A 23041-nucleotide genomic window follows, 5' to 3' on the forward strand; every position below is an offset into this window, starting at 1 on the left:
GGTATTTAGCCGCAGCGGCCACCTTGAAAAACCTCCAATACCCGCCTGCCAGGCGGGTGCGCATGCAGGTTAATTTTCCGCCGCGTTCATCCGTTCCGTAGGGATAGCCGAGCCAACGCTCGATAGCCAATACGTACGGAAGAAGCCAGATGAATGCTGAGAAGTCCCTCAAACTTGCCCGCCGGTTCATCGAATTACCGCTGGAAAAACGCCGGTTATTCCTCGACGGCTTGCGCGGGGAAGGGATCGACTTTTCTCAGTTCCCGATTCCGAAAGACGTGGCGCAAGACGATCGCCATGCGCTGTCCTATGCACAGCGGCGCATGTGGTTTTTGTGGCAACTGGACCCGCACAGCGGCGCGTACAACCTGCCGGGGGCGGTGCGCCTCAAGGGTCAATTGAACGTCGCGGCCCTGGAGCAGGCGTTTGCGCATGTGGTACAGCGCCACGAAACCCTGCGCACGGTGTTTCGCCAGCACGCCGATGACAGCCTCGAGCAAGTGGCTTTGAGCCAGCCGCTTGCGGTTGAAGCAATGGATTTCACCCTGTTGCCTGCCGTGGAGCGCGATGGGGCGGTGGCGGCCGAGGCGCAGCGCCAATCGCTGTTGCCTTTCGATCTGGCCAATGGCCCCTTGTTGCGCATCAAATTGCTGAAACTGGCCGACGACGAACACGTACTGCTGTTGACCCTGCACCACATTGTGTCTGACGGCTGGTCGATGAATGTGCTGATCGACGAGTTTATTCGCGGTTATGACGCCTTTGAACGCGGTCAGTCGCCGCAACTGCCCCAATTGCCGATTCAATACAGCGACTATGCGCTGTGGCAACGCCGCTGGCTGGAAGCTGGAGAGCAGGCGCGGCAGCTCACGTACTGGCACGCCACGCTTGGCGAAGAGCACCCGGTCATCGCGTTACCCACCGACTACCCGCGCCCGGCGATGCCGAGCTATCGCGGCACCCGCTATGAATTCGCGCTCGACCCCGCACGGGTGGAGCAGTTGCGCACGTTGGCCCAACGGCACAATGTCACGCTGTTCATGCTGCTGCTGGCGGCGTTCAATATTGTGTTGCACCGCTACAGCGGCCAGACCGACGTGCGTGTTGGTGTACCGATTGCCAACCGCAACCGGCGTGAAGTCGAAGGGCTGATCGGCTTGTTCGTGAACACTCAGGTGTTGCGCTGTGAACTGAATGCCCAGACCCCGGTGGCCGACCTGCTGCGCGCCGTCAAGGAAACCGCCCTCGGTGCTCAGGCCCATCAGGAACTGCCGTTCGAGCAGTTGGTCGAGGCGTTCAAGCTGGAACGTAACCTGAGCCATAACCCGTTGTTTCAAGTGATGTACAACCACCAGCCGCAGGTGGCGGACATTGAAACGGTCAAGACGGCCTCGGGCCTTGAACTGGGGCTGGTCGAATGGGAAGGGCGCACCACCCAGTTCGACCTGAGCCTCGACACCTGGGAAAAAGGCGGGCACCTGAATGCGGCGCTGACCTATGCCAACGATCTGTTCGATGCTGCGACCATCACCCGCATGGCGCGCCACTGGAGCAACCTGCTGCGGGCGCTGGTGGCAGATACCGAATGCCGGGTGGGCGAGTTGCCGATGCTCGATGACAGCGAGTGGCACACGCAGGTACACGAGTGGAACAACACGGCAGCCGCCTACCCGTCCCATCGCAGCCTGCATCATTTGCTCGAAGCGCAGGTCGCGCGTACCCCGCAATCCTGCGCGCTGGTGTTCGGGGACCAGACGCTCAGTTATGCGCAACTCAATGCCCGCGCCAACCAGTTGGCACGTCACCTGCGCGCGCAGGGCGTGGGCCCGGATGTGCTGGTGGGCATTGCGCTTGAGCGTTCGATGGACATGGTGATCGGCCTGCTGGCCATCCTCAAGGCGGGGGGTGCCTATGTGCCGCTGGACCCTGACTACCCGCAAGAACGTCTGGCCTACATGATCGAAGACAGCGGCATCGGCCTGTTGCTCACGCAGCAAGCGCTCGTGGCCGGTCTGCCCACGGCCGACATTCGGGTTATTGCCCTCGATGACCGCGCCCAAGCGCTGCAAGGCTATGACGACAGCAACCTGAACCTCGCCCATGACGCGCAGCACCTGGCTTATGTGATTTACACCTCGGGCTCGACCGGGCGCCCGAAAGGCGCGGGCAACACCCATGCGGCGCTGGTCAATCGTTTGTGCTGGATGCAGCAGGCGTATGGCCTGCGTGCGCACGACACGGTCCTGCAAAAAACCCCGTTCAGCTTTGACGTGTCAGTGTGGGAATTTTTCTGGCCGCTGCTCACGGGGGCGCGGCTGGTGGTGGCGCAGCCGGGAGAACACCGCGAGCCGCTGCGCCTGATCGACACTATCCGCCAGCATCAGGTCACCACCCTGCATTTCGTGCCATCAATGCTGCAAGCCTTTATCCACGAGACCGGCGTGGAGCACTGCATCAGCTTGCAGCGCATTGTGTGCAGCGGTGAAGCGCTGTCGGTGGACGCTCAACAACAGGTGTTTACCAAGCTGCCGGGCGCCGAGCTGTACAATTTGTACGGCCCGACCGAGGCCGCCATCGACGTCACGCACTGGACCTGTGTCGATGAAGGCGCAGCCAGCGTGCCGATTGGCCTTCCGATTGCCAACCTGCGCACCTGGGTGCTCGATGCTGACCTGTCGCCGGTGGCGCTGGGGGTGGCGGGCGAGCTGTATGTAGGGGGCGCCGGTCTGGCCCGTAATTACCATCGACGTCCGGGCTTGACCGCCGAACGCTTCGTGCCGTGCCCGTTCAATGATGGCGAACGCCTGTACCGCACGGGCGACCTGGTGCGCCAGCGCGTGGACGGGGTGATTGAGTACCTGGGGCGTCTCGACCATCAGGTCAAGCTGCGCGGGTTGCGCATTGAGCTGGGGGAAATCGAGGCGCGCCTGGCAGAGCATGCTGGCGTGCGTGAAGCCGTGGTGCTGGTGCTCGACGGCAAACAACTGGTGGCGTACGTGGTCCTGCAAGACCCGGCCACGGCTGGCGATTGGCAAGCTGCGTTGACGGCCCATCTGCTGCGCGGCGTACCGGACTACATGGTGCCCGGCCACTGGATCAGCCTAGAGCGCCTGCCGCTGTCGCCCAACGGCAAGCTGGAGCGAAAAGCCTTGCCGCGTCCCGACCCGGCGTCGACGCAGCAGGTGTACACCGCGCCTGCCAATGAACTGGAACAGCGTCTGGCCGCCATCTGGCAGGCCGTGCTGGGCGTGGCGCACATTGGCGTTGACGACAATTTCTTTGCGCTGGGCGGCGACTCGATCATCTCCATTCAGGTGGTCAGTCGGGCGCGTCAGGCGGGCATCGCCTTCAGCCCTCGTGACTTGTTTCAGCACCAGACTATCCGCAGCCTGGCGCGGGTTGCCGGGCTGAGCACGCACACGTCGATCGATCAGGGCCTGGCCCAGGGCCCGGTGGCATTGGCACCGGTGCAGCATTGGTTCTTCGAACAGGCGATGCCGTCACGCCATCACTGGAACCATTCCTTACTGTTGCACCCGCGTCAGCCGGTCAAGGCCGCGCCGCTGGAGCACGCGCTGCGGCAACTGCTGACCCATCACGATGCCTTGCGCCTGCGTTTCGAGCAGCGCGATGGCCAATGGCAACAAGCTTATGGCGAGCTGTCGGCCGAGCCGTTGCTGTGGCATCAACACGCTGCTTCGCTGGACGAACTCAACAGCCTGTGCGAACACGCGCAGCGCAGCCTTGATCTGCAAGCTGGGCCTTTGTTGCGTGCAGTTCTGGTGGAAATGCCCGACCACAGCCAGCGGGTGCTGTTGGTGGTGCACCATTTGGCTGTGGATGGCGTGTCGTGGCGGGTGCTGCTGGAGGACTTACAACAGTTCTACGAACACCCTGCACAGGCGCCACAGGCCAAAACCAGTAGCTATCAGGCCTGGACAGCGCAATTACAGGCGGCTGCGCAGGCGCGTTTGCCGGAACTTGCGCAATGGCACGCTCAACTGAGCGGGGCCAGCAGTGCGTTGCCATGCGACCGTGCCGGGGGCGGGTTGCAGAACCGTCATGGGCAAACACGTGCGTTCAGCCTCGACGCCGAACGTACCCGGCAGTTGCTGCACGTGGCGCCAGCGACCTACCGCACCCAGGTGAATGATCTGTTGTTGACGGCGCTGGCACGGGTGATTTGCCGCTGGAGCGGGCACAGCAGCAGTCTGATTCAACTCGAAGGCCATGGTCGCGAAGACCTGTTCGACGGTCTTGACCTGTCGCGCACCGTGGGCTGGTTTACCAGCCTGTTCCCGGTGCAACTGACGCCAACCGACGGCATGGGCGAGTCGATCAAAGCCATCAAGGAACAATTGCGCAGTGTCCCGGACAAGGGCGTCGGCTATGGTTTGCTGCGCTACCTGGCGGGCAGCGACGCGGGGGCGCAACTGGCCGCGCTGGCCACACCGCGCATCACCTTCAACTACCTGGGGCAGTTCGATCGCCAGTTCGATGCTCAGGCGATGTTCGTCCCGGCCGCGCAAAGCGCCGGTCAGGCGCAGGATGAACAGGCGCCGCTGGCCAACTGGCTGAGCATCGAAAGCCAGGTCTATGGAGGCGAGTTGAACCTGCAATGGACCTTCAGCACAGCGATGTTTGAAGAGGCGACCATTGGCGCATTGATGGACGACTACCAGCGCGAACTGTCCGCGCTGATCGAGCACTGCGTGACCCACAAGAGCGGCGGCATGACGCCGTCGGACTTCCCGCTGGCACGCCTCACTCAGCAGCAACTGGAGAACCTCACGGTGGCGCCCGCCACCATTGAAGACATTTATCCGCTGTCGCCGATGCAGCAGGGCTTGCTGGTCCACACCCTGCTCGAACCGGGTTCGGGCATCTATTTCATGCAAGACCGCTACACCATCGACAGCGAAATCGACCTGCCGCGCTTCACCGCGGCTTGGCACGCCGTGGCCCAGCGTCACGATGCGTTGCGCGCGTCGTTCAGCGTCGACGATGACGGCAACATGCTGCAAATCATCCACCGCGACGCAGCGCCGAACGTGCAGGTGCATGACTGGACCGATCGGCCCGAGTCCGAACACGAAGCGGCGTTGCACGCGTTGCTGGCGCAAGAGCGTGCAGAAGGCTTTGACCTGCTCAACACGCCGCCCTTCAGCCTGCGCCTGATTCGACGCAGCGCCGGGCATTACTGGTTCATTCTCAGTAACCACCACATCCTGATCGATGCCTGGTGCCGCTCGCTGCTGCTGCAAGACTTCTTCACGCTCTACAGCGGCCAACGCAGCTTGCCCCCCGCAGGCCGTTACCGCGACTTCATTCAGTGGCTGCAAGCGCAGGGCGAACGGGAGGCACTACAGGCCTGGACACAAGAGCTGGCGGGCTTTGAACAACCGACCCCATTGCCGTTTGACCGGCCCATGCGGCGTCAGGGTGGTTTCTCGCAGATCGGCGATGTGTACGCCGATCTGCAGGTCAGTCAGGGCCGAGCCCTGCGTGCGTTGGCCCAGCGTTATCAGCTCACCGTCAACACCCTGACCCAGGCGGCCTGGGCATTGGTATTGCAGCGCTACAGTGGCCTCGATGAAGTGTTGTTTGGTGTGACCGTGGCCGGTCGACCGGTCAATCGCCCCGAGATGCAGGACACCGTGGGCCTGTTCATCAACAGCATTGCGCTGCGCATACAACTGCCGCGTGCCGGGCAGGACGTCAGCGTGCAGGCGTGGCTGCAAGGCCTGTTTGAACACAACCTGGCGCTGCGTGAGCACGAGCATTTGCCGCTGTTGCAGATTCAGGCGTGCAGTGGGCTGGACAAAGGCCAGTCGATATTCGACAGCTTGTTTGTCTATGAAAACGCGCCGGTGGAAAGTGCCGTGGTCACAGGCGCCGAGCAAATCAGCGCCAAGTCCGACAGTGCCCGCACCCACACCAACTACCCGATGACCGTGGTGGTGTACCCCGGCGATGCGCTGGGCCTGCACCTGTCTTACGACAAGCGTTTCTTCGACGACGCCACGGCCGAGCGTTTGCTGGCCGATTTCAAACGCCTGCTGCTGGCCATTGGCGAGCATGCAGACGGGCAATTTGCCGATCTGCCGGTAGTCGACGCCGCCGAGCGTGAGCACCTGTTGCAAGCGGGCAATCACACCGACCGCGACTACCCGCTGGCCGAAGGTTATGTGCGCCTGTTTGAAGCGCAGCACGACGCGCACCCGCAACAGGTGGTGGCGACGTGCCTCGATCAGCACTGGACGTACCGCGAGCTGGAAACCCGTGCCAACCGACTCGGCCATGCCTTGATGGCGGCGGGGGTGGGCGTCGATCAGCCGGTGGCGCTGCTGGCCGAACGCAGCCTTGAGCTGCTGGGCATGATGCTGGGCAGCTTCAAGGCTGGCGCTGCTTACCTGCCGCTGGACCCGCAACTGCCTGCCGGGCGTTTGCTCGACTTGCTGCAACTGGGTCACGTGCCGGTGCTGGTGGCCACTGCGGCCTGTGGCGATCAGGCGCGGGCATTGCTGGCGCAATTAGCCCCGGCGCACCCCCCGCGATTGGTGGTGTGGGATGACGTGCAGGCGCAGGGGTTCTCCAGCGCGCGGCCGGGTATCTACACCGGGCCAGATCATTTGGCGTACGTGATCTTCACCTCAGGTTCTACCGGCACCCCGAAAGGGGTCATGGTCGAGCAGGCAGGGATGCTCAACAACCAGTTGAGCAAACGCCCCTACCTCGACCTGGGCCGTGACGCTGTCATTGCCCAGACCGCGTCCCAGAGTTTTGATATTTCGGTGTGGCAATTCCTCGCTGCGCCGCTGTTGGGGGCGCAGGTGGACATCGTGCCGAACACCATCGCCCATGACCCGGCCGCGCTGCTGGGCCATGTGGCGGCACGCGGTATCAGCGTGCTGGAGAGCGTGCCGTCGCTGATCCAGAGCCTGTTGGACGAACCTGATCGCCCCTTGACGGGTTTGCGCTGGATGCTGCCCACCGGCGAGGCCATGCCGCCTGAACTGGCGCGACGTTGGCTGCAGCGTTACCCCGGAATCGGTCTAGTCAACGCCTACGGCCCGGCAGAGTGCTCGGACGACGTGGCGCTGTTCCGGGTGGATGCAGCTTCGGCCGAAAGCGCGTACCTGCCGATTGGCCTGGCCACCGACAACAATCGCCTGTACGTGCTCGATGGCGGGTTGCAGCCGGTGCCGACCGGGGTGGTGGGCGAACTGTATGTGGCTGGCACCGGTGTAGGACGCGGTTACGTTGGCGATCCGTTGCGCACTGCCTGCGTGTTCTTGCCCAATCCTTACGCCCGGCAGCCGGGTGAACGGCTGTACCGCACCGGCGATCTGGCGCGCCGTCGAACAGACGGCCAACTGGAGTACGTGGGCCGTATCGACCAACAGGTAAAAGTGCGCGGGTTCCGCATTGAGCTGGGTGAAATTGAATCGCGCCTGCGCGACCTGAACGGCGTGCGTGAAGCGGCCGTGGTGGTGCAGGACAGCCCGACCGGCAAAGCGCTGGTGGCGTTTGTCGTGGCGCACGACTCGGCGCCGCAGTGGTCAACGCTGCGTGAGCAACTGAAAGCTGCGCTCAAGGCGCAGTTGCCCGATTACATGGTGCCGTTGCAATGGCTGCCTCTGGACCACTTGCCGCTCAATGCCAACGGCAAGGTGGATCGCAAGGCCTTGGCCCAGGTGCACGCGGCCGACTGGCAGCGGGAGGTGGTGGCCCCCCACGCGGGGATTGAGTCGCGTATTGCCGCGATCTGGCAGGAAGTCCTCAAGCTGGACGCCGTCAGCCGCGACGACAATTTCTTCGAACTGGGCGGCCATTCGCTGTTGGTGGCGCAAGTGGTGTCCCGCGTGCGTCAGCAATTGATGATTGAACTGCCCCTCAGCAGCTTGTTTGAAACCAGCGTGCTCAGCGAGTTTGCCGCCCGTTGCCAGGCGCAACCGCAAATGCAAAGTGCACCGGCCTTGCGGCCGATGGCGCACGGTCAGGCGGGCGTGCTGTCGTACGCACAACAACGGCAGTGGATTCTCTGGCAACTGGACCCGGCCAGCGCCGCTTACAACATCCCGGTCGCGCTGCGGCTCAAAGGCGCGCTGAATCGCGACGCCCTGCTGCGTAGCTTCAATGACCTGCAAGCGCGGCACGCCACCTTGCGCACCACCTTTATTCAGGATGGCGAACACGCACGAGGCGTCGAGCATGCCAGCCTGCCGTTGGCCCTGCGCGAGCTGACCCTGGCGGCCCCGGCCGAGGCCGAGGTTCAGGCGCGGGTCGCTGAAGAGATGGGTCAACCCTTCGACCTGCGTAACGGCCCGCTGCTGCGCGTGTTGCTGCTCACGGTCGGGGCCGAGGAACAGGTGCTGGTGCTGACGGTGCACCACATCGCGGCCGATGGCTGGTCGATGCAAGTGATGGTCGATGAGTTCAGCGCCTTGTATCAGGCCCACGTTCAGGGGCAAGCACCCGAACTGCCTGCCCTGGCGGTGAGCTACGCCGATTATGCAGTCTGGCAACGGGACGGGTTGCAGGCCGGGGAGGGCGAGCGTCAGTTGAGTGCCTGGACGGCCCATCTGGGTCACCAGCACCCGCCCCTTGAGTTGCCCAGCGAACTGACCCGACCGGCGATTCGCAGCGAACGCGGGGCGCGCCTGGAACTGGCCGTTGAGCCTGAACTGGCGGCCGGTTTGCGGCAGTTGGCGCAGCAACACAACGTGACCCTGTTCATGTTGCTGCTGGCCAGTTACCAGGCCGTGCTGCATCGCTACAGTGGCCAGTCGGCGATCAACGTCGGCGTGCCCACGGCCGGGCGCAACCACCTTGAGACCGAAGGCCTGATCGGTTTTTTCATCAACACCCAGGTGCTGCGCGCCGACATCGACGGCCAACAGACGTTTGCCAGCCTGCTGCAACAGGTCAAGAAAACCGCGTTGTGGGCGCAGGCCCATCAAGAGCTGCCGTTCGAGCAACTGGTGGATGCGCTGCAACCCGAGCGCAGCCTGAGCCACAGCCCGTTGTTCCAGGTGCTGTTCAATCACCAGCGGCAGATCGGTGAGAGCGTCGAGCGCAGCGTGCCGGGGCTGGTCATCCAGCGCATGGTGTGGCAACAGCACACGGCGCAGTTCGACCTGGCGCTGGACACCGAAGAACAGGGCGAGCAATTGCACGCCAGCCTGACCTACGCCAGCGATGTGTACGACGCCGCCACGATCGAACGCTTGGCCGGGCACTGGCTGAACCTGTTACGTGCTGTGGTGCGCGAGCCCCAGCAACGGATTGCGGCGCTTGAGCTGTTGGCACCCGGCGAGCAACAGGCGCTGCTCCGGCACTGGAACCCGCAGGTTGAAGTTCAGCCCGTGGCGCCAGCCTTGCATCAGCTGTTTGAGGCGCAGGCGGCTGCCCAGCCGCACGCTGTGGCGTTGCGCTGTGGCGAACAGTCGCTCGATTACGGCGACCTTAACGCACGTTCCAATCAGCTGGCGCGCAAGCTGCGCGAACGGGGTGTCGGCCCGGAGGTGCGGGTGGGCATTGCCACGGAGCGTGCGATACCGCTGGTGGTGGGCGTACTGGCCATCCTCAAGGCTGGTGGCGCTTACGTGCCTTTGGACCCGCACTACCCGGCCGAACGCTTGAGCTACATGATCGAGGACAGCGGCATCCGCTTGCTGCTGACTCAGGAGCACCTGTTGGAGAACCTGCCGCCGCACGTCGGGGTTCAGACCCTGTGCCTGGAGCAGATGGCGCTGGACAGGTTCAGTGCCGACAACCTGCCGAACCTGACCCAATCGGACAACCTGGCTTACGTGATTTACACCTCGGGTTCCACCGGGCGGCCTAAAGGCGCCTTGCTCAGCCATGGCAACGTCACCCGTTTGCTGAGCGCCACCGAGCAGGTGTTTGGTTTTAACCCGAACGACGTGTGGACGCTGTTCCATTCCTACGCTTTTGACTTCTCGGTGTGGGAGCTGTTTGGCGCCCTGTGCAGCGGGGGGCGACTGGTGATCGTGCCGTATTTCATCAGCCGCGAGCCGCAAGCGTTTCATCAGTTGTTGTGTGACGAAGGCGTCACCGTGCTCAACCAGACCCCGACCGCGTTCCGGCAACTGATACCGGTGGCGTGCCAGAGCCCGCAAGCGCTGGCTTTGCGCTGGGTGATTTTTGGCGGGGAAGCGCTGGAGCTGTCGAGCCTGCGACCGTGGTATGAGCGCTTTGGCGAGCGCGCCACAACGCTGGTCAATATGTACGGCATTACCGAAACCACAGTGCACGTGACGTTCCGTGCGCTGAGTCCGGCCGATCTAGAGGCCAACGTCCAGAGCCCGATCGGTCGCCCGCTCAGCGACTTAAGCTGGTACTTGCTCGACAGCCAGTTGCACCCCGTGCCACCGGGATGCGCGGGGGAGCTGTACATCGCTGGCCAAGGGCTAGCGCGGGGCTATCACGGCCGCGCCGGGCTCAGCGCTGAACGCTTTGTGCCCAGTCCGTTTGCGCCGGGCGAACGCCTGTACCGCAGCGGCGACTTGGCCCGCCAGCGCGCGGACGGCAACATCGACTACCTGGGCCGCATCGACCAGCAAGTGAAGATTCGCGGTTTCCGCATCGAACTGGGGGAAATCGAGACCTGCCTCAAGCAGCAACCCGGGGTCGCTGAGGCGGTGTTGACGGTGCATGCGAGCGCCCAAGGCCCCCAACTCTGCGCCTACGTGGTAGCCATCGACACGCCAGCCGATCCGCTGGCCTGGCGCGAACACTTGCGTGCAGCGCTCAAGGTCGACCTGCCGGACTACATGGTGCCTAGCCACTGGAGGCTGCTGGACGCGCTGCCCTTGACCGGCAACGGCAAGCTCGACCGCAAGGCCTTGCCGCCACCCGAGGCTGAAGACGGGCAGCGGCCTTACAGCGCCCCGGTCGGGGAGCTGGAAACCCGGCTTGCGGCCATCTGGGCCAGTGTGTTGCACGTGGAGCGGGTGGGTCGTCATGACAATTTCTTTGAATTGGGCGGGCACTCGTTGCTCGCAGCCCAGGCCAATGCCCGGGTTGAACTGGAACTGGGCATCGAGCTGGCGCTGCGTGCGCTGTTCGAAGCTGCCGACCTGCAAGCCTATGCCGCAGTGGCACAGGCACAAACGCCTGCGGATAACGATGCACGTTTGAGCGCGCTTGAATCGCTGCTCGACGAGATGGAGATCAACTGATGGAAAACGCTACCGCGTGGCGCATTGCCAACCGTTTCGCCGCCCTGGCGCCGCACCAGCGCCGTGATTTTCTGCAGAAAATGCAGGAGCAGGGCGTCAGCTTCGGCCAGTTGCCGATCCCGGCCACAGCCCCCACCGATGCGCCCTGCGAGCTGTCCTACGCGCAACAGCGGCAATGGTTTTTGTGGCAACTGGACCCGCAAGGCGCGGCGTATCACATACCGACGGCTTTGCGGCTGCGCGGTGCGCTGAATGTCGAGGCGTTGCAACGCAGCTTCGACGCCTTACTGGAGCGCCATCACAGTTTGCGCAGTGTCTTTGTCGAGCCAGACCCGGTGGTCGCAGGCGCAGGCGACGAAGCCGCGCCCCAGGCCTTCAAGGTCGCCGCGTCAGTGCAACCTGCCGTCGCCAGCGGCCCTTCTGTGAAGCTCGTGCGCCACGACCTGCGGGATCAGCCCGACGCCGAACGCATGAGCCAGGCGCTGGCCTGGGTGGAGCAGGACATTGCCCGCCCGTTCGACCTGCAACACGGCCCCTTGCTGCGGGTCAGCCTGTTGCAACTGGACACGGACGATCACGTGTTGGTCGTGACCCTGCACCACATCGTGGCCGATGGCTGGTCGATGGGGGTGCTGGTCGATGAGTTTTCGCAGCTGTATGCCGCGCATGCCCGGGGCCAATCCGTGACCTTGCCTGAATTGTCGATCCAGTACGCCGACTACGCGCTGTGGCAACGGCGCTGGATGGAGGCTGGCGAACTGGAGCGTCAACTGGACTGGTGGCGGGCGCAACTGGGGGACGAGCAACCGGTGCTGCAGTTGCCCGCTGATCGCCCGCGTCCGGCCCATCCGACCCGGCAGGGGGCGCGTCTGGACTTCACCCTTGAACCGCAGCTGGCGAAAAACCTGATGGCATTGGCCCGGCAGCAGGGCGTGACCCCATTCATGCTGCTGCTGGCCAGTTTTCAGACGCTGCTGCACCGCTACAGCGGCCAGCGTGACCTGCGCATCGGTGTGCCGGTGGCCAATCGCACGCGCGCCGAGACCCGTGGGTTGATCGGTTTTTTCGTCAACACCCAGGTAGTGCGCGCCGAACTGGAGGGGCGCCTGCCATTTTCTCGCCTGCTGGAGCAGACCCGCGACCGAGCGCTGGATGCGCAGGCCTATCAGGACTTGCCGTTTGAGCGTCTGGTGCAGGCGTTGCAGGGCAAGCGCAGCCTGAGCCACAGCCCGTTGTTTCAAGTGATGTTCAACCACCAGCAAAGCCGACCCGGCGCGCTGAGCGCGATGCTGGCCGGGTTGCAAGTTGAGCAGGTGGAGTGGCAGGGCCGCACCACGCAATTTGATCTGCAACTGGACACCCATGAGGAAGGCGAGTGCCTGATGGCCAGCCTGACCTACGCCACCGATCTGTTTGATGCGCCGCGTATCGAGCGGTTGGCGGCACATTGGCGCAACCTGCTGGCGGCGATTGTGGCCGATCCCGATTGCGCGGTAGGTGAATTGCCGATGCTGTCGGCAGCCGAAGTTGAATCCACCTGCTACCGGCTCAATGCCACCGAACACCGCTATCCCGGCCCCGCGTGCGTGCAGTTGCACTTCGAAGCGAACGCCGCCGCCACGCCTGACGCCTGTGCACTGGTGTTTGGCGCGCAAAGCCTGACCTACGCCGCGCTGAACCGGCGTGCCAATCGTCTGGCCCGGCGTTTGCGCGAAGCGGGGGTGGGGCCTGAAGTGCGGGTCGGTGTGGCGTGCGAACGCTCGCTGGAGCTGGTCATCGGGCTGCTGGCAATTCTCAAGGCAGGGGGCGCTTATGTGCCGTTGGACCCGGAATACCCGGCTGAGCGTCTGGCCTATCTGTTTGAAGACAGTGCGATCAGCCTGTTGCTGACCCAAGCGCATGTGCAGGCCCACTTGCCGCTGCCTGAAGGGTTGCCCGTTGTGTGCGTGCAAGCGGACGAAGCCTGGCTGGCCGGTGACGAGGACGGCAATCTGCCTAACCTCGCCTGTGCGCAGAACCTCGCCTATGTCATCTACACCTCAGGCTCCACCGGGCGTCCGAAAGGCGCGGGCAACAGCCACGGCGCGCTGTACAACCGCCTGGCGTGGATGCAAGCCGCCTATGACCTGAAGGCAACGGATCGGGTGTTGCAGAAGACGCCGTTCAGCTTTGACGTGTCGGTATGGGAGTTTTTCTGGCCCCTGATGCACGGCGCCACGCTGGTGGTGGCAGCGCCCGGCGCACACCGCGACCCGCAACAGCTGGCGGCGCTGATCGTGGAGCAGGCGATCACTACGCTGCACTTTGTGCCGTCGATGTTGCAAGCGTTCATCAGCGTCGATCAGGCTCGCCAGTGCACGTCGTTGCAACGCATCGTGTGTAGCGGTGAAGCGTTGCCGATCGAATTACAGCGCCAGACCCTGCGCAGCTTGCCGAGCGCGGCGTTGTACAACCTGTACGGGCCGACCGAAGCCGCGATCGACGTCACCCACTGGACGTGCGTGGAAGAAGGCCGAGACAGCGTGCCCATCGGCCGCCCGATTGCCAACCTGCGCACATACATCCTGAGCCCCGAATTGCACGCGTTGCCAGGGGGCGCAATCGGTGAGCTGTACCTGGCCGGCAGTGGTTTGGCCCGGGGTTACCACGCCCGTCCGGGGCTGACGGCCGAACGCTTTGTGGTCGACCCGTTTGGCACCGGCGAGCGTTTGTACCGCACCGGCGATCTGGCCCGATATCGCGACGATGGCGCCATTGAATACTGCGGCCGCATCGACCATCAGGTAAAAATTCGCGGCTTGCGCATTGAGTTGGGGGAGGTCGAAGCGCGCCTGCAAGAACTCCCGCAGGTACAGGAAGCCGTGGTGCTGGCGCTGGACAATCAGTTGGTGGCGTACCTGGTGCCGACCGATGCGCCATTGGCACACGACGTTCAAGCGCAAGGTCCTTGGTGCGACGTCTTGAGGGAGCGCTTGCTCAAGAGCCTGCCTGACTACATGGTGCCTACCCACCTGCTGCTGATTGAGCGGATGCCGTTAAGCCCTAACGGCAAGTTGGATCGCACGTTGCTGCCTGCGCCTCAGGTGAGCGTCAGTCAGCGCGTTTTTGAAGCGCCGCGCAGTGACAACGAGCGCCAACTGGCTGCGATCTGGCAGCAGGTGCTGGGGGTCGAACAGGTCGGCCGCCAGGACAACTTCTTTGCGTTGGGCGGCGACTCGATCATCTCGATTCAGGTTGTGAGCCGGGCCCGACGTGCCGGGCTGCGTTTGCAGCCGCGCGACCTGTTCCAACAGCCGACCTTGCAGGCGTTGGCGGCGGTGGTCAGTGAGCAGGTGGTGGTGCACTGTGCCCAAGGGCCGGTTGTGGGCACGCAAACCTTGACCCCGGTGCAACACTGGTTTTTCGAGAACCAGACCGTTCAGCCACAGCACTGGAACCAGTCGGTGTTGCTGGAGGTGCGCGAGCCCCTGGACCTGCTGCGTTTGCAGACCGCTGTGCAGCGGGTGTTGGCGCATCACGATGCGCTGCGCCTGCAATTTCGTCAGACCGATGGGCAATGGACGGCACGTTATGTGCCGCTCGACAGCGCGGCCGCCACCGATCTGCTGTGGACCGCGCAGGTGCAGAGCGAGGAGGCGTTGCAAGGGTTGTGCGACGAAGCCCAGCGCAGTTTGTCGTTGCATGACGGCCCGCTGTTGCGTGCGGTGTTGATCGACCATGAAGGCGGCGGGCAACGTTTGCTGTTGGTGATTCATCACCTGGTGGTGGACGGTGTGTCGTGGCGGATTTTGCTTGAAGACCTGCAAGCGGCGTATGCCGATCAGCCGTTGCCTGAGAAAACCGGCGCTTTGCAAGACTGGGCGAACCAGCTCGGCGCCTACGCCACAAGCGAGGCGTTGACGGCTGAATGCAACGGGTGGCAACAGCACTTGCAAGATGCCTGCGCTGTGTTGCCCAACGCCCGCCCGCAGGCCAGCCAGGCCGTACGTCACCGGCAGGTGGTCAGCCTGGGGCTGGACCGCGAACGCACGCGCCAATTGCTGCAACAGGCGCCGGCGGCGTACCGCACGCAGGTCAATGACCTGTTGCTCACCGCGCTGGCTCGCGCCCTGTGCGACTGGACCGGCGACGCCAATGCGTTGATTCAACTGGAAGGCCATGGTCGTGAGGACTTGTTTGACGCCATCGACCTGACCCGCACCGTGGGCTGGTTCACCAGCCTGTTCCCGGTCAAGTTGACCCCGACCCCGGACCTGGCGACGTCGATCAAAGCCATCAAGCAACAACTGCGCGAGATTCCCGGCAAAGGGCTGGGGTTTGGCCTGTTGCGCTACCAGGGGCCAGCCGAGGTGCAGGCTCGCCTTGCGGCCCTGCCGACCCCACGGGTCACGTTCAACTACCTGGGGCAGTTCGACCAGAGCTTCAGCGACGACGCCCTGTTCGTGCCCGCCCGTCAGGCCAGCGGCGCGGCGCAGAGCCCGGACTCGCCCTTGGCCAACTGGTTGTCGGTGGACGGTCAGGTGTTTGGTGGGGCGCTGAAGCTGGACCTGAGCTTCAGTCAAGAATGCTTCGACAAGGCGGATATTCAGGCGCTGGCAGAGGCCATCGAAGCGAACCTACACGCGCTGGTGGCACACTGCATCGACCCGCTCCACAGTGGCGTGACCCCGGCCGATTTCCCGCTGGCTGACCTGAACCAGGCACAACTGGATCAATTGCCGGTGGCCGCGCGGCAGATCGAGGATGTTTATCCGCTGTCGCCCATGCAGCGCGGGTTGCTGTTTCACAGTGTGTACGAGCCGCTGGCGGGCGCGTATGTCAACCAGCTCAGCGTCGAGGTTACGGGGCTGGACGCGACGCGTCTGGGTCAGGCGTGGCAGGCGACGCTGGATGCACACCCGATTCTGCGCAGCGGCTTCCATTGGCCGCCGGGTGCGGCACAACCGGTGCAAGTGGTGCAGCGCACGCTGGAGCTGCCCTTGACCGTGCTGGACTGGCGCGGGCGCGCCGATCAGGCTGCCGAGTTGCACCTGCTGGCACGCAGCGAGCGTTTGCAGTTCGACCCGGCGCAACCGCCGTTGCTGCGGCTGGCGCTGGTGCGGCTCGATGAGCAACGTCAGCAACTGATTTACACCCATCACCACCTGCTGCTCGATGGCTGGAGCAATGCGCTGTTGTTGGGCGAGGTCTTGCAGCGCTACGCCGGGCAAGCAGTGGCGAGCCATCACGGGCGTTTTGCGGATTACATCGGTTGGTTGCAAGGGCAGGATGCGGTGGCCGATGAGGCGTTCTGGCGCACTCAACTGGCCGGTTTGGAAAGCCCGACGTTGCTGGCTCAGAGCGTGGCGTACACGGCCTCGGAACCGGCAGGTGAATACGCGGACCATCGCCAGGTCTTCGACGCGACGAGCAGTGCGGCGTTTACCGCGTTTGCCCGCCACCATGCCATTACCCTCAACACGCTGGTCCAGGGCGCGTGGGCGTTGTTGCTACAGCGTTACAGCGGCCAGCAGACTGTCGCGTTCGGCGCCACGGTCGCGGGGCGCCCGGTTGACCTGCCGGGTGCCGAACAGCAACTGGGGTTGTTCATCAATACCTTGCCGGTGATCAGCCAGCCGCAGGCCGCCGAAAGCGTGGCGCAATGGCTGGGCCGCCTGCAGGCGCACAACCTTGAATTGCGTGAGCACGAATTCACCGCGCTGAGTGATGTGCAGCGCTGGGCCGGGCGTGCGGGCGAACCGCTGTTCGACAGCTTGCTGGTGTTCGAAAACTTCCCGATCGCCGAGGCTCTTCAACAGGGCGCCCCGGATGGATTGCGCTTCTCGCTGCCGGACAACCATGAGCGCACCAATTACCCGCTGACGCTGGCGGCGGTGAGTGAAGGGCACTTGAGCCTGACCTGGAGTTACCTGCTCAGCCACTTTTCGCCCTCGGTGATTGCGCGCATGAGCCAGCATTTGGCCTGCCTGTTGAACGCCATGGTGGCCGCCCCGCAGGCCCGCCTGGGTGAATTGCCATTGTTGAGCGAGGGGGAGCGCCAGCAGTTGCTGCATGACTGGAACCCGGCACCCGAGCCGCAGACCGGGCACTGTGTGCACCAGTTGATCGAAGCGCAGGCTGCGATTCGCCCCGAGGCCACGGCGCTGATAGCTGCCGACACCACCTTCAGCTATTACGACCTCAATCAACGTGCCAACCGCTTGGCCCATCGCTTGCGCGAGCTGGGCGTCGGCCCGGAAGTGCGCGTAGGGCTGGCTGTCGAGCGGTCGCCACAGATGATTATCGGCCTTCTGGCGATTCTCAAGGCCGGGGGCGCTTACGTGCCGCTGGACCCGGCGTACCCGGCCGAGCGCCTGGGCTATTTGATGCAGGACAGCGGCATTGCCCTGCTGTTGACCCAGTCGTGGCTGCGCCAGCAAATGCCGCAGGTCGAAGGGTTGTCGGTGCTGGAACTGGACCGTGAGGCCGTGGCGCATTTGCCGGGCACTGACCTGCGCAACCTGACCGACGCGCAGAACCTTGCGTACCTGATTTACACCTCGGGTTCCACCGGGCGCCCGAAGGGTGTCAGTGTCGCCCATGGCCCGCTGGCCATGCATTGCCTGTCGATCGGCGCGCTGTACGGCATGACCCCGCAAGACCGCGAGTTGCAATTTGCTTCCATCAGCTTCGACGGTGCTCACGAGCGCTGGCTGACCCCGCTGGTCTTCGGCTCGGCGTTGATGCCCCGTGACGATGAGCTGTGGAGTGTGCAGCGCACCTGCGAGGAGATTGAGCGGCACGGCATCACCATTGCCTGCTTCACCCCAAGCTACTTGCTGCAAATGGCCGACTACATGGGCGAAGCCGGGCGCGGCTTACCAATCCGCTCCTACACCGTGGGCGGTGAAGGCATGCCCAAACACGCCTTCGATGAAGTGCAGCGGGTGTTGCAACCGCCGCGCATCATCAACGGCTATGGCCCGACAGAAACTGTGATCACGCCGCTGATCTGGTGCGCGTACCCCGGCACGCAGTTTGACTCTGCGTTCCTGCCCATCGGCCGTCCGGTGGGGCAGCGCAGTGCTTACGTGCTCGACAGTCAATTGCAGCCACTGCCCGTGGGCGTGGCGGGCGAGCTGTACCTGGGCGGCGAGGGCATTGCTCGCGGCTACCACCAGCGGCCTGACCTGACGGCGGAACGGTTTGTGCCTGACCCGTTCGTGGCAGGCGCGCGCCTGTACCGCAGTGGTGATCTGGCGCGGCTGCGCGAAGACGGGGTGGTCGAGTACCTGGGCCGTATCGACCAGCAGGTGAAAATCCGGGGTTTCCGCATTGAGTTGGGAGAGATCGAAGCGTGCCTGCTGGAGCACGACGGTGTGCGCGAAGCCTTTGTGGTGGACCGCGAAGGCCCGCTCAGCCGTCAGTTGGCCGGTTATATCGTGGCCCGCGACCCGCTGGCCGATGAAGCCGGGTTGCGCGAGGCGCTGATGACGCACCTGCGCACCCGCTTACCGGCGCACATGATGCCAGCGCATTTGATGTGCCTGGCCGCGTTGCCTTTGACCCCTAACGGCAAGCTTGACCGTCAGGCGCTACCGGCGCCCGAGGCCAGCCGTCAGGTTGCGGAGCGGGTCTTGCCAGCCACCCCGGCAGAGTCGCTGCTGGCAGTTGTCTGGCAAGACGTGCTGGGGCTGGACGCCGTGGGTGTGACTGAAAACTTCTTCGAACTGGGGGGCGACTCGATCATCTCGCTGCAGGCCGTGAGCCGCGCGGGCGCGCTGGGGTTGGCATTCACCCCGAAACACTTGTTCGAGGCGCAAACCATTCGTGCGCTGGCACAACGGGCCGTGGCGGCAACACCGCGGGTCACGCAGGCCCTGGACACGGTGCCCTTTGCTCAAGTCCCGGCCACCGTGCCGGTGGCCCGCAACGGGCTGGACGACCTGTATCCGCTGTCACCGATGCAGCAGGGCATGTTGTTCCACTGCATCGAATCGCCCGAGCTGAACCTGTACGTCAATCAGCTCAGCGTGGCGGTCGAAGGGTTGCAGGTCGACCGCTTTCGCGCCGCCTGGGGCACCTTGCTGGAGCGCCATGAGGTGTTGCGTGCGGCGTTCCTCTGGCGCGACGGCCTGGCGGACCCGCTGCAAGCGGTGTATCAGCACGTGCAGGTGCCAATTGCGGAACTTGACTGGCGTGAACACACCGCCCCCGAGGCCGCATTGCAGGCCTTGGCAGCGGACGATCAGGCCCGCGGATTCGACCTCAGCAGCCCACCGTTGATGCGTTTCACCCTGGTGCGTCTGGGCGATAACCGTCACCAGATGATCTGGACCTACCACCACTTGCTGCTGGACGGCTGGAGCGCGTCACGCCTGCTCGGCGAGATGCTGCGCCTGTATGCCCATCAGGCCCTGCCAGCGCTGACCGGGCGCTATGCCGATTACATCCACTGGCTGGCGCAGCAAGATGCGTCGGTGGCCGAAGGATTCTGGCGCGAACGCCTTGATGGGCTGCAAACGCCAACGATTCTGGCCAATGCGGTCAACAGCGACGGCAGCGGTCACGGGGTGCTTTATAGCTACCTGGACAGCGATGCGACCCGACGTCTGCACGGGTTTGCCACTCAACAACGGGTGACACTGAACACGTTGGTTCAAGCGGCCTGGCTGCTGCTGTTGCAGCGCCATACCGGGCAGCGCAGTGTGGCATTCGGCGCCACGGTAGCGGGGCGTCCCATCCAGTTGCCAGGCGCACAGGACATGCTGGGCCTGTTCATCAATACCTTGCCGGTGATTCAGACCCTCGATCCGCAACAAACGCTGGGCGACTGGCTGCGCGAATTGCAGGATTACAACCTGTCGATCCGGGATTTTGAGCACACGCCACTGGCCGATATCCAGCGCTGGGCCGGGCAGGGCGGCCAAGGGCTGTTCGACAGCATCATCGTGTTTGAAAACCACCCGGTGGACCGCGCTCTGCGCGGTGAGCAAGACGGTGAGTTGAGGTTTGCCGAAGTCGGCAGCGGCGGTGTCACCAACTTCCCGATGGATGTGATGGTCAGTGCCACCGACCAAGGGCTGGAGGTGGAATACCTGTACTTGCGCGAGCGCTTTACGGCGCCGCAGGTCGAGGCCATTCGCGCCCAGTTCGAAGGGCTGCTGGCGCAGTTGCCGCAGGATGCACAGTGCCTGATCGGCGACATTGGCTTACCTCAGGCACGGATCGAACAGGCACGGGTGCAGGCGCCTGCGACGGATCTGGTGCAGGGGTTCATGGCTCAGGTGTTGCGCCAGCCGCACGCTGTGGCTTTGATCTGCGACGGGCGTGAACTGACGTATGCCGCGCTGAACCGTCAGGTCGACGCCTTGGCGGCCCACGTGCAAGGGCGCGGCATTGGCCCAGAGACGTTGGTGGCGGTTGCGTTGCCGCGTTCGGAGCAGACGATTGTGGCCTTCCTTGCGGTGCTCAAGGCGGGCGCTGCGTACGTGCCGCTGGACCTCGACTACCCGGCTGAGCGGCTGGCGTTCATGCTGGCCGATTCAGGGGCCAGCCTGTTGCTGTGCAACAGCGATGTGGACCTGCGGGTGGCGTTCAGTGCGGCCACCCCGCGTCTGTTGCTCGACCAATTGAGCGGTCAGGCGCCGTTGCCACGGGCGGTTGAATCACTGGCCGGGCATTTGGCGTACCTGATCTACACCTCGGGTTCCACCGGCCAGCCCAAAGGCGTGGCCGTGGCACGCCAGCCGATTGCGCGGCACTGCCAGGGCATCATCGACCTGTATGGGCTCAACCCGGACAGCCGCGAGCTGCACTTTATGTCTTTCGCCTTCGACGGTGCGCAGGAGCGCTGGCTCAGCGTGTTGCTGGCCGGTGGCAGTCTGGTGATCCGCGACGATCAACTGTGGACCCCTGAACAGACCCTGCTGGCACTGCGCGAACAGCGCGTGACGGTGGCGTGCTTTCCGCCCGCTTACTTGCAACAACTGGCGGAGGTCGCCTTGGTCCAAGGCAACCCGCCGCCGGTGCACACCTATTGCTTTGGCGGCGACGCGGTTCCGGACGCCAGCTTCGAGTTGGTCAAGCGAGCCCTGCGCCCGCAACGGCTGATTAACGGCTATGGCCCGACGGAAACCGTGGTTACCCCGCTGTTGTGGCGGGCCGAGATGACGGACTGCTGTGAAGCGGCCTATGCGCCGATTGGCCGTGGCGTCGCCGGGCGCGGTCTGTATGTGCTGGACGCGGACTTGAACCCGTTGCCCGCAGGTGTCAGCGGCGAACTGTACCTGGGTGGGGAATGCCTGGCCCGTGGCTATCACCGGCAACCGGCGTTGAGCGCCGAACGCTTTGTGCCGGACCCGTTCGATGCCAAAGGTGGGCGCATGTACCGCACCGGGGACCGGGTTCGCCAGCGCGAATGCGGCCTGATCGACTACCTGGGGCGTCTGGACCAGCAGGTGAAAATTCGCGGCTTCCGCATTGAGTTGGGGGAAGTCGAAGCGTGTCTGCGTCAGTGCGAAGGGGTACAGGATGCGGCCGTCAAGGTCGTCGAGGGCGCGACCGGCAAACAGCTGGCGGGCTATGTGGTCGCCTCTGGCCCGTTGCTGGAGCGTGCCCTTAAAGCGCAATTGCAGGCGCAACTGCCGGACTACATGGTGCCGACCCATATCGTGCAGATGGCGCGTTTCCCGCTGTCTGCCAACGGCAAGCTGGACCGCCGCGCCCTGCCGGAGCCGCAGGTCGCCCAAGGCACTTACCGGGCGCCGCGCAATGCGCTGGAACAGGCATTGGTGCAGATCTGGCAGGAGGTGTTGGGGCTGGAGCAGGTTGGGATCGACGACAATTTCTTTGAGTTGGGCGGTGATTCGCTGCATGTGCTGAAAGTGATTTCACGGGTGCGCAATCAGTCGCTGCCGGGGTTCAGTTTGAAGTTGCGCGACCTGATGCAGAAGCCGTGCATTGCCGAACTCAGTGGCGTTGAACCGGCGGCTATCGCCCAGGCGCCGGACCCGCTGCTGGCGCTCAATAGCCGCGTCAGTGACGTGCCCCCGTTGTTCTGTCTGCACGCAGGTTTCGGCACGGTGTTCGACTACGAGCCGCTGGCCCGTCAACTGGACGGGCGCCGCAGCGTGTATGGCGTGCAGTGCCGCATGTTGCTTGACCCTGAGTGGCAGGACACCTCGTTGCAGAACATGGCGCAGGCGTATGCCGGGCGCATCCGTGAGCAGCAGGCCGACGGCCCGTATTACCTGCTGGGTTGGTCATTGGGCGGGGCATTGACCCTGCTGGTGGCGCAAACCCTGGAAGCGCAAGGTCAGCAGGTGGCGTTTGCGGGGCTGGTGGATACCTATGTGGCGGGCACGGCCGAGGCCACTGACGGGCGTGAAGACTTGCAGGATTTCTTGCGCTTTGTGCTGGGGTTGTCCGAGCGCCAAGTGTGCGGGTTGATGGATGAGCAGGGGCGCAGCGCCGAGCAAGTGATTGCCGCAGCTTTGGCCGAGCCGCACCCGGGGTTGGGCGGGCACGGCCTGCTCGGCGCGGCGGAGCTGAGTCACATCTTCGCCGTGGGTGCGCGTCTTAAGGCGTTGGCCCTGCAACAGCCGATGTTGCCTGCAACCCGGGTTCAGGCGCACCACTGGTGGGCAGCCGGACGCGACGACGAGCGCCATGTGCATGAGGCGCAAGTTGGCGCAGGCGCCAGTCATAGCGTGCTCAAGGGCGGGCATTACACGTTATTGCGTCAAGCCGCATTGCTGAACCGACTGGAGCAATTACTGGCAGGGCAGGCCGAGCGGGTGTAACCGCACGGCATGCACCTGCGGTGACTTTCAGCGCTAACGATCACCGCCTTC

2 protein-coding genes are annotated in these 23041 nt (G+C 64.2%); both read left to right on the forward strand.

Features of this window, described 5'->3' with window-relative positions:
* Window positions 1-149 precede the first annotated feature (149 nt).
* On the forward strand, window positions 150-11207 hold the full coding sequence (locus HBN68_RS08450; protein WP_169963400.1) for a non-ribosomal peptide synthase/polyketide synthase: 11058 nt from the start codon (window positions 150-152) through the stop codon (window positions 11205-11207).
* On the forward strand, window positions 11207-22990 hold the full coding sequence (locus tag HBN68_RS08455; protein WP_169963398.1) for a non-ribosomal peptide synthetase: 11784 nt from the start codon (window positions 11207-11209) through the stop codon (window positions 22988-22990). The genes HBN68_RS08450 and HBN68_RS08455 overlap by 1 nt, the downstream gene beginning before the upstream one ends.
* Window positions 22991-23041: the final 51 nt, after the last annotated feature.

The organism is Pseudomonas sp. WS 5078 (assembly GCF_012985745.1).
Classification (GTDB): Bacteria; Pseudomonadota; Gammaproteobacteria; order Pseudomonadales; family Pseudomonadaceae; genus Aquipseudomonas; species Aquipseudomonas lundensis_A.

Excerpts from the sequence above, each read along its gene's own strand:
- HBN68_RS08450 (WP_169963400.1), top strand. The coding sequence starts at position 150 with ATGAATGCTGAGAAGTCCCTCAAACTTGCCCGCCGGTTCATCGAATTA.
- HBN68_RS08455 (WP_169963398.1), top strand. The coding sequence starts at position 11,207 with ATGGAAAACGCTACCGCGTGGCGCATTGCCAACCGTTTCGCCGCCCTG.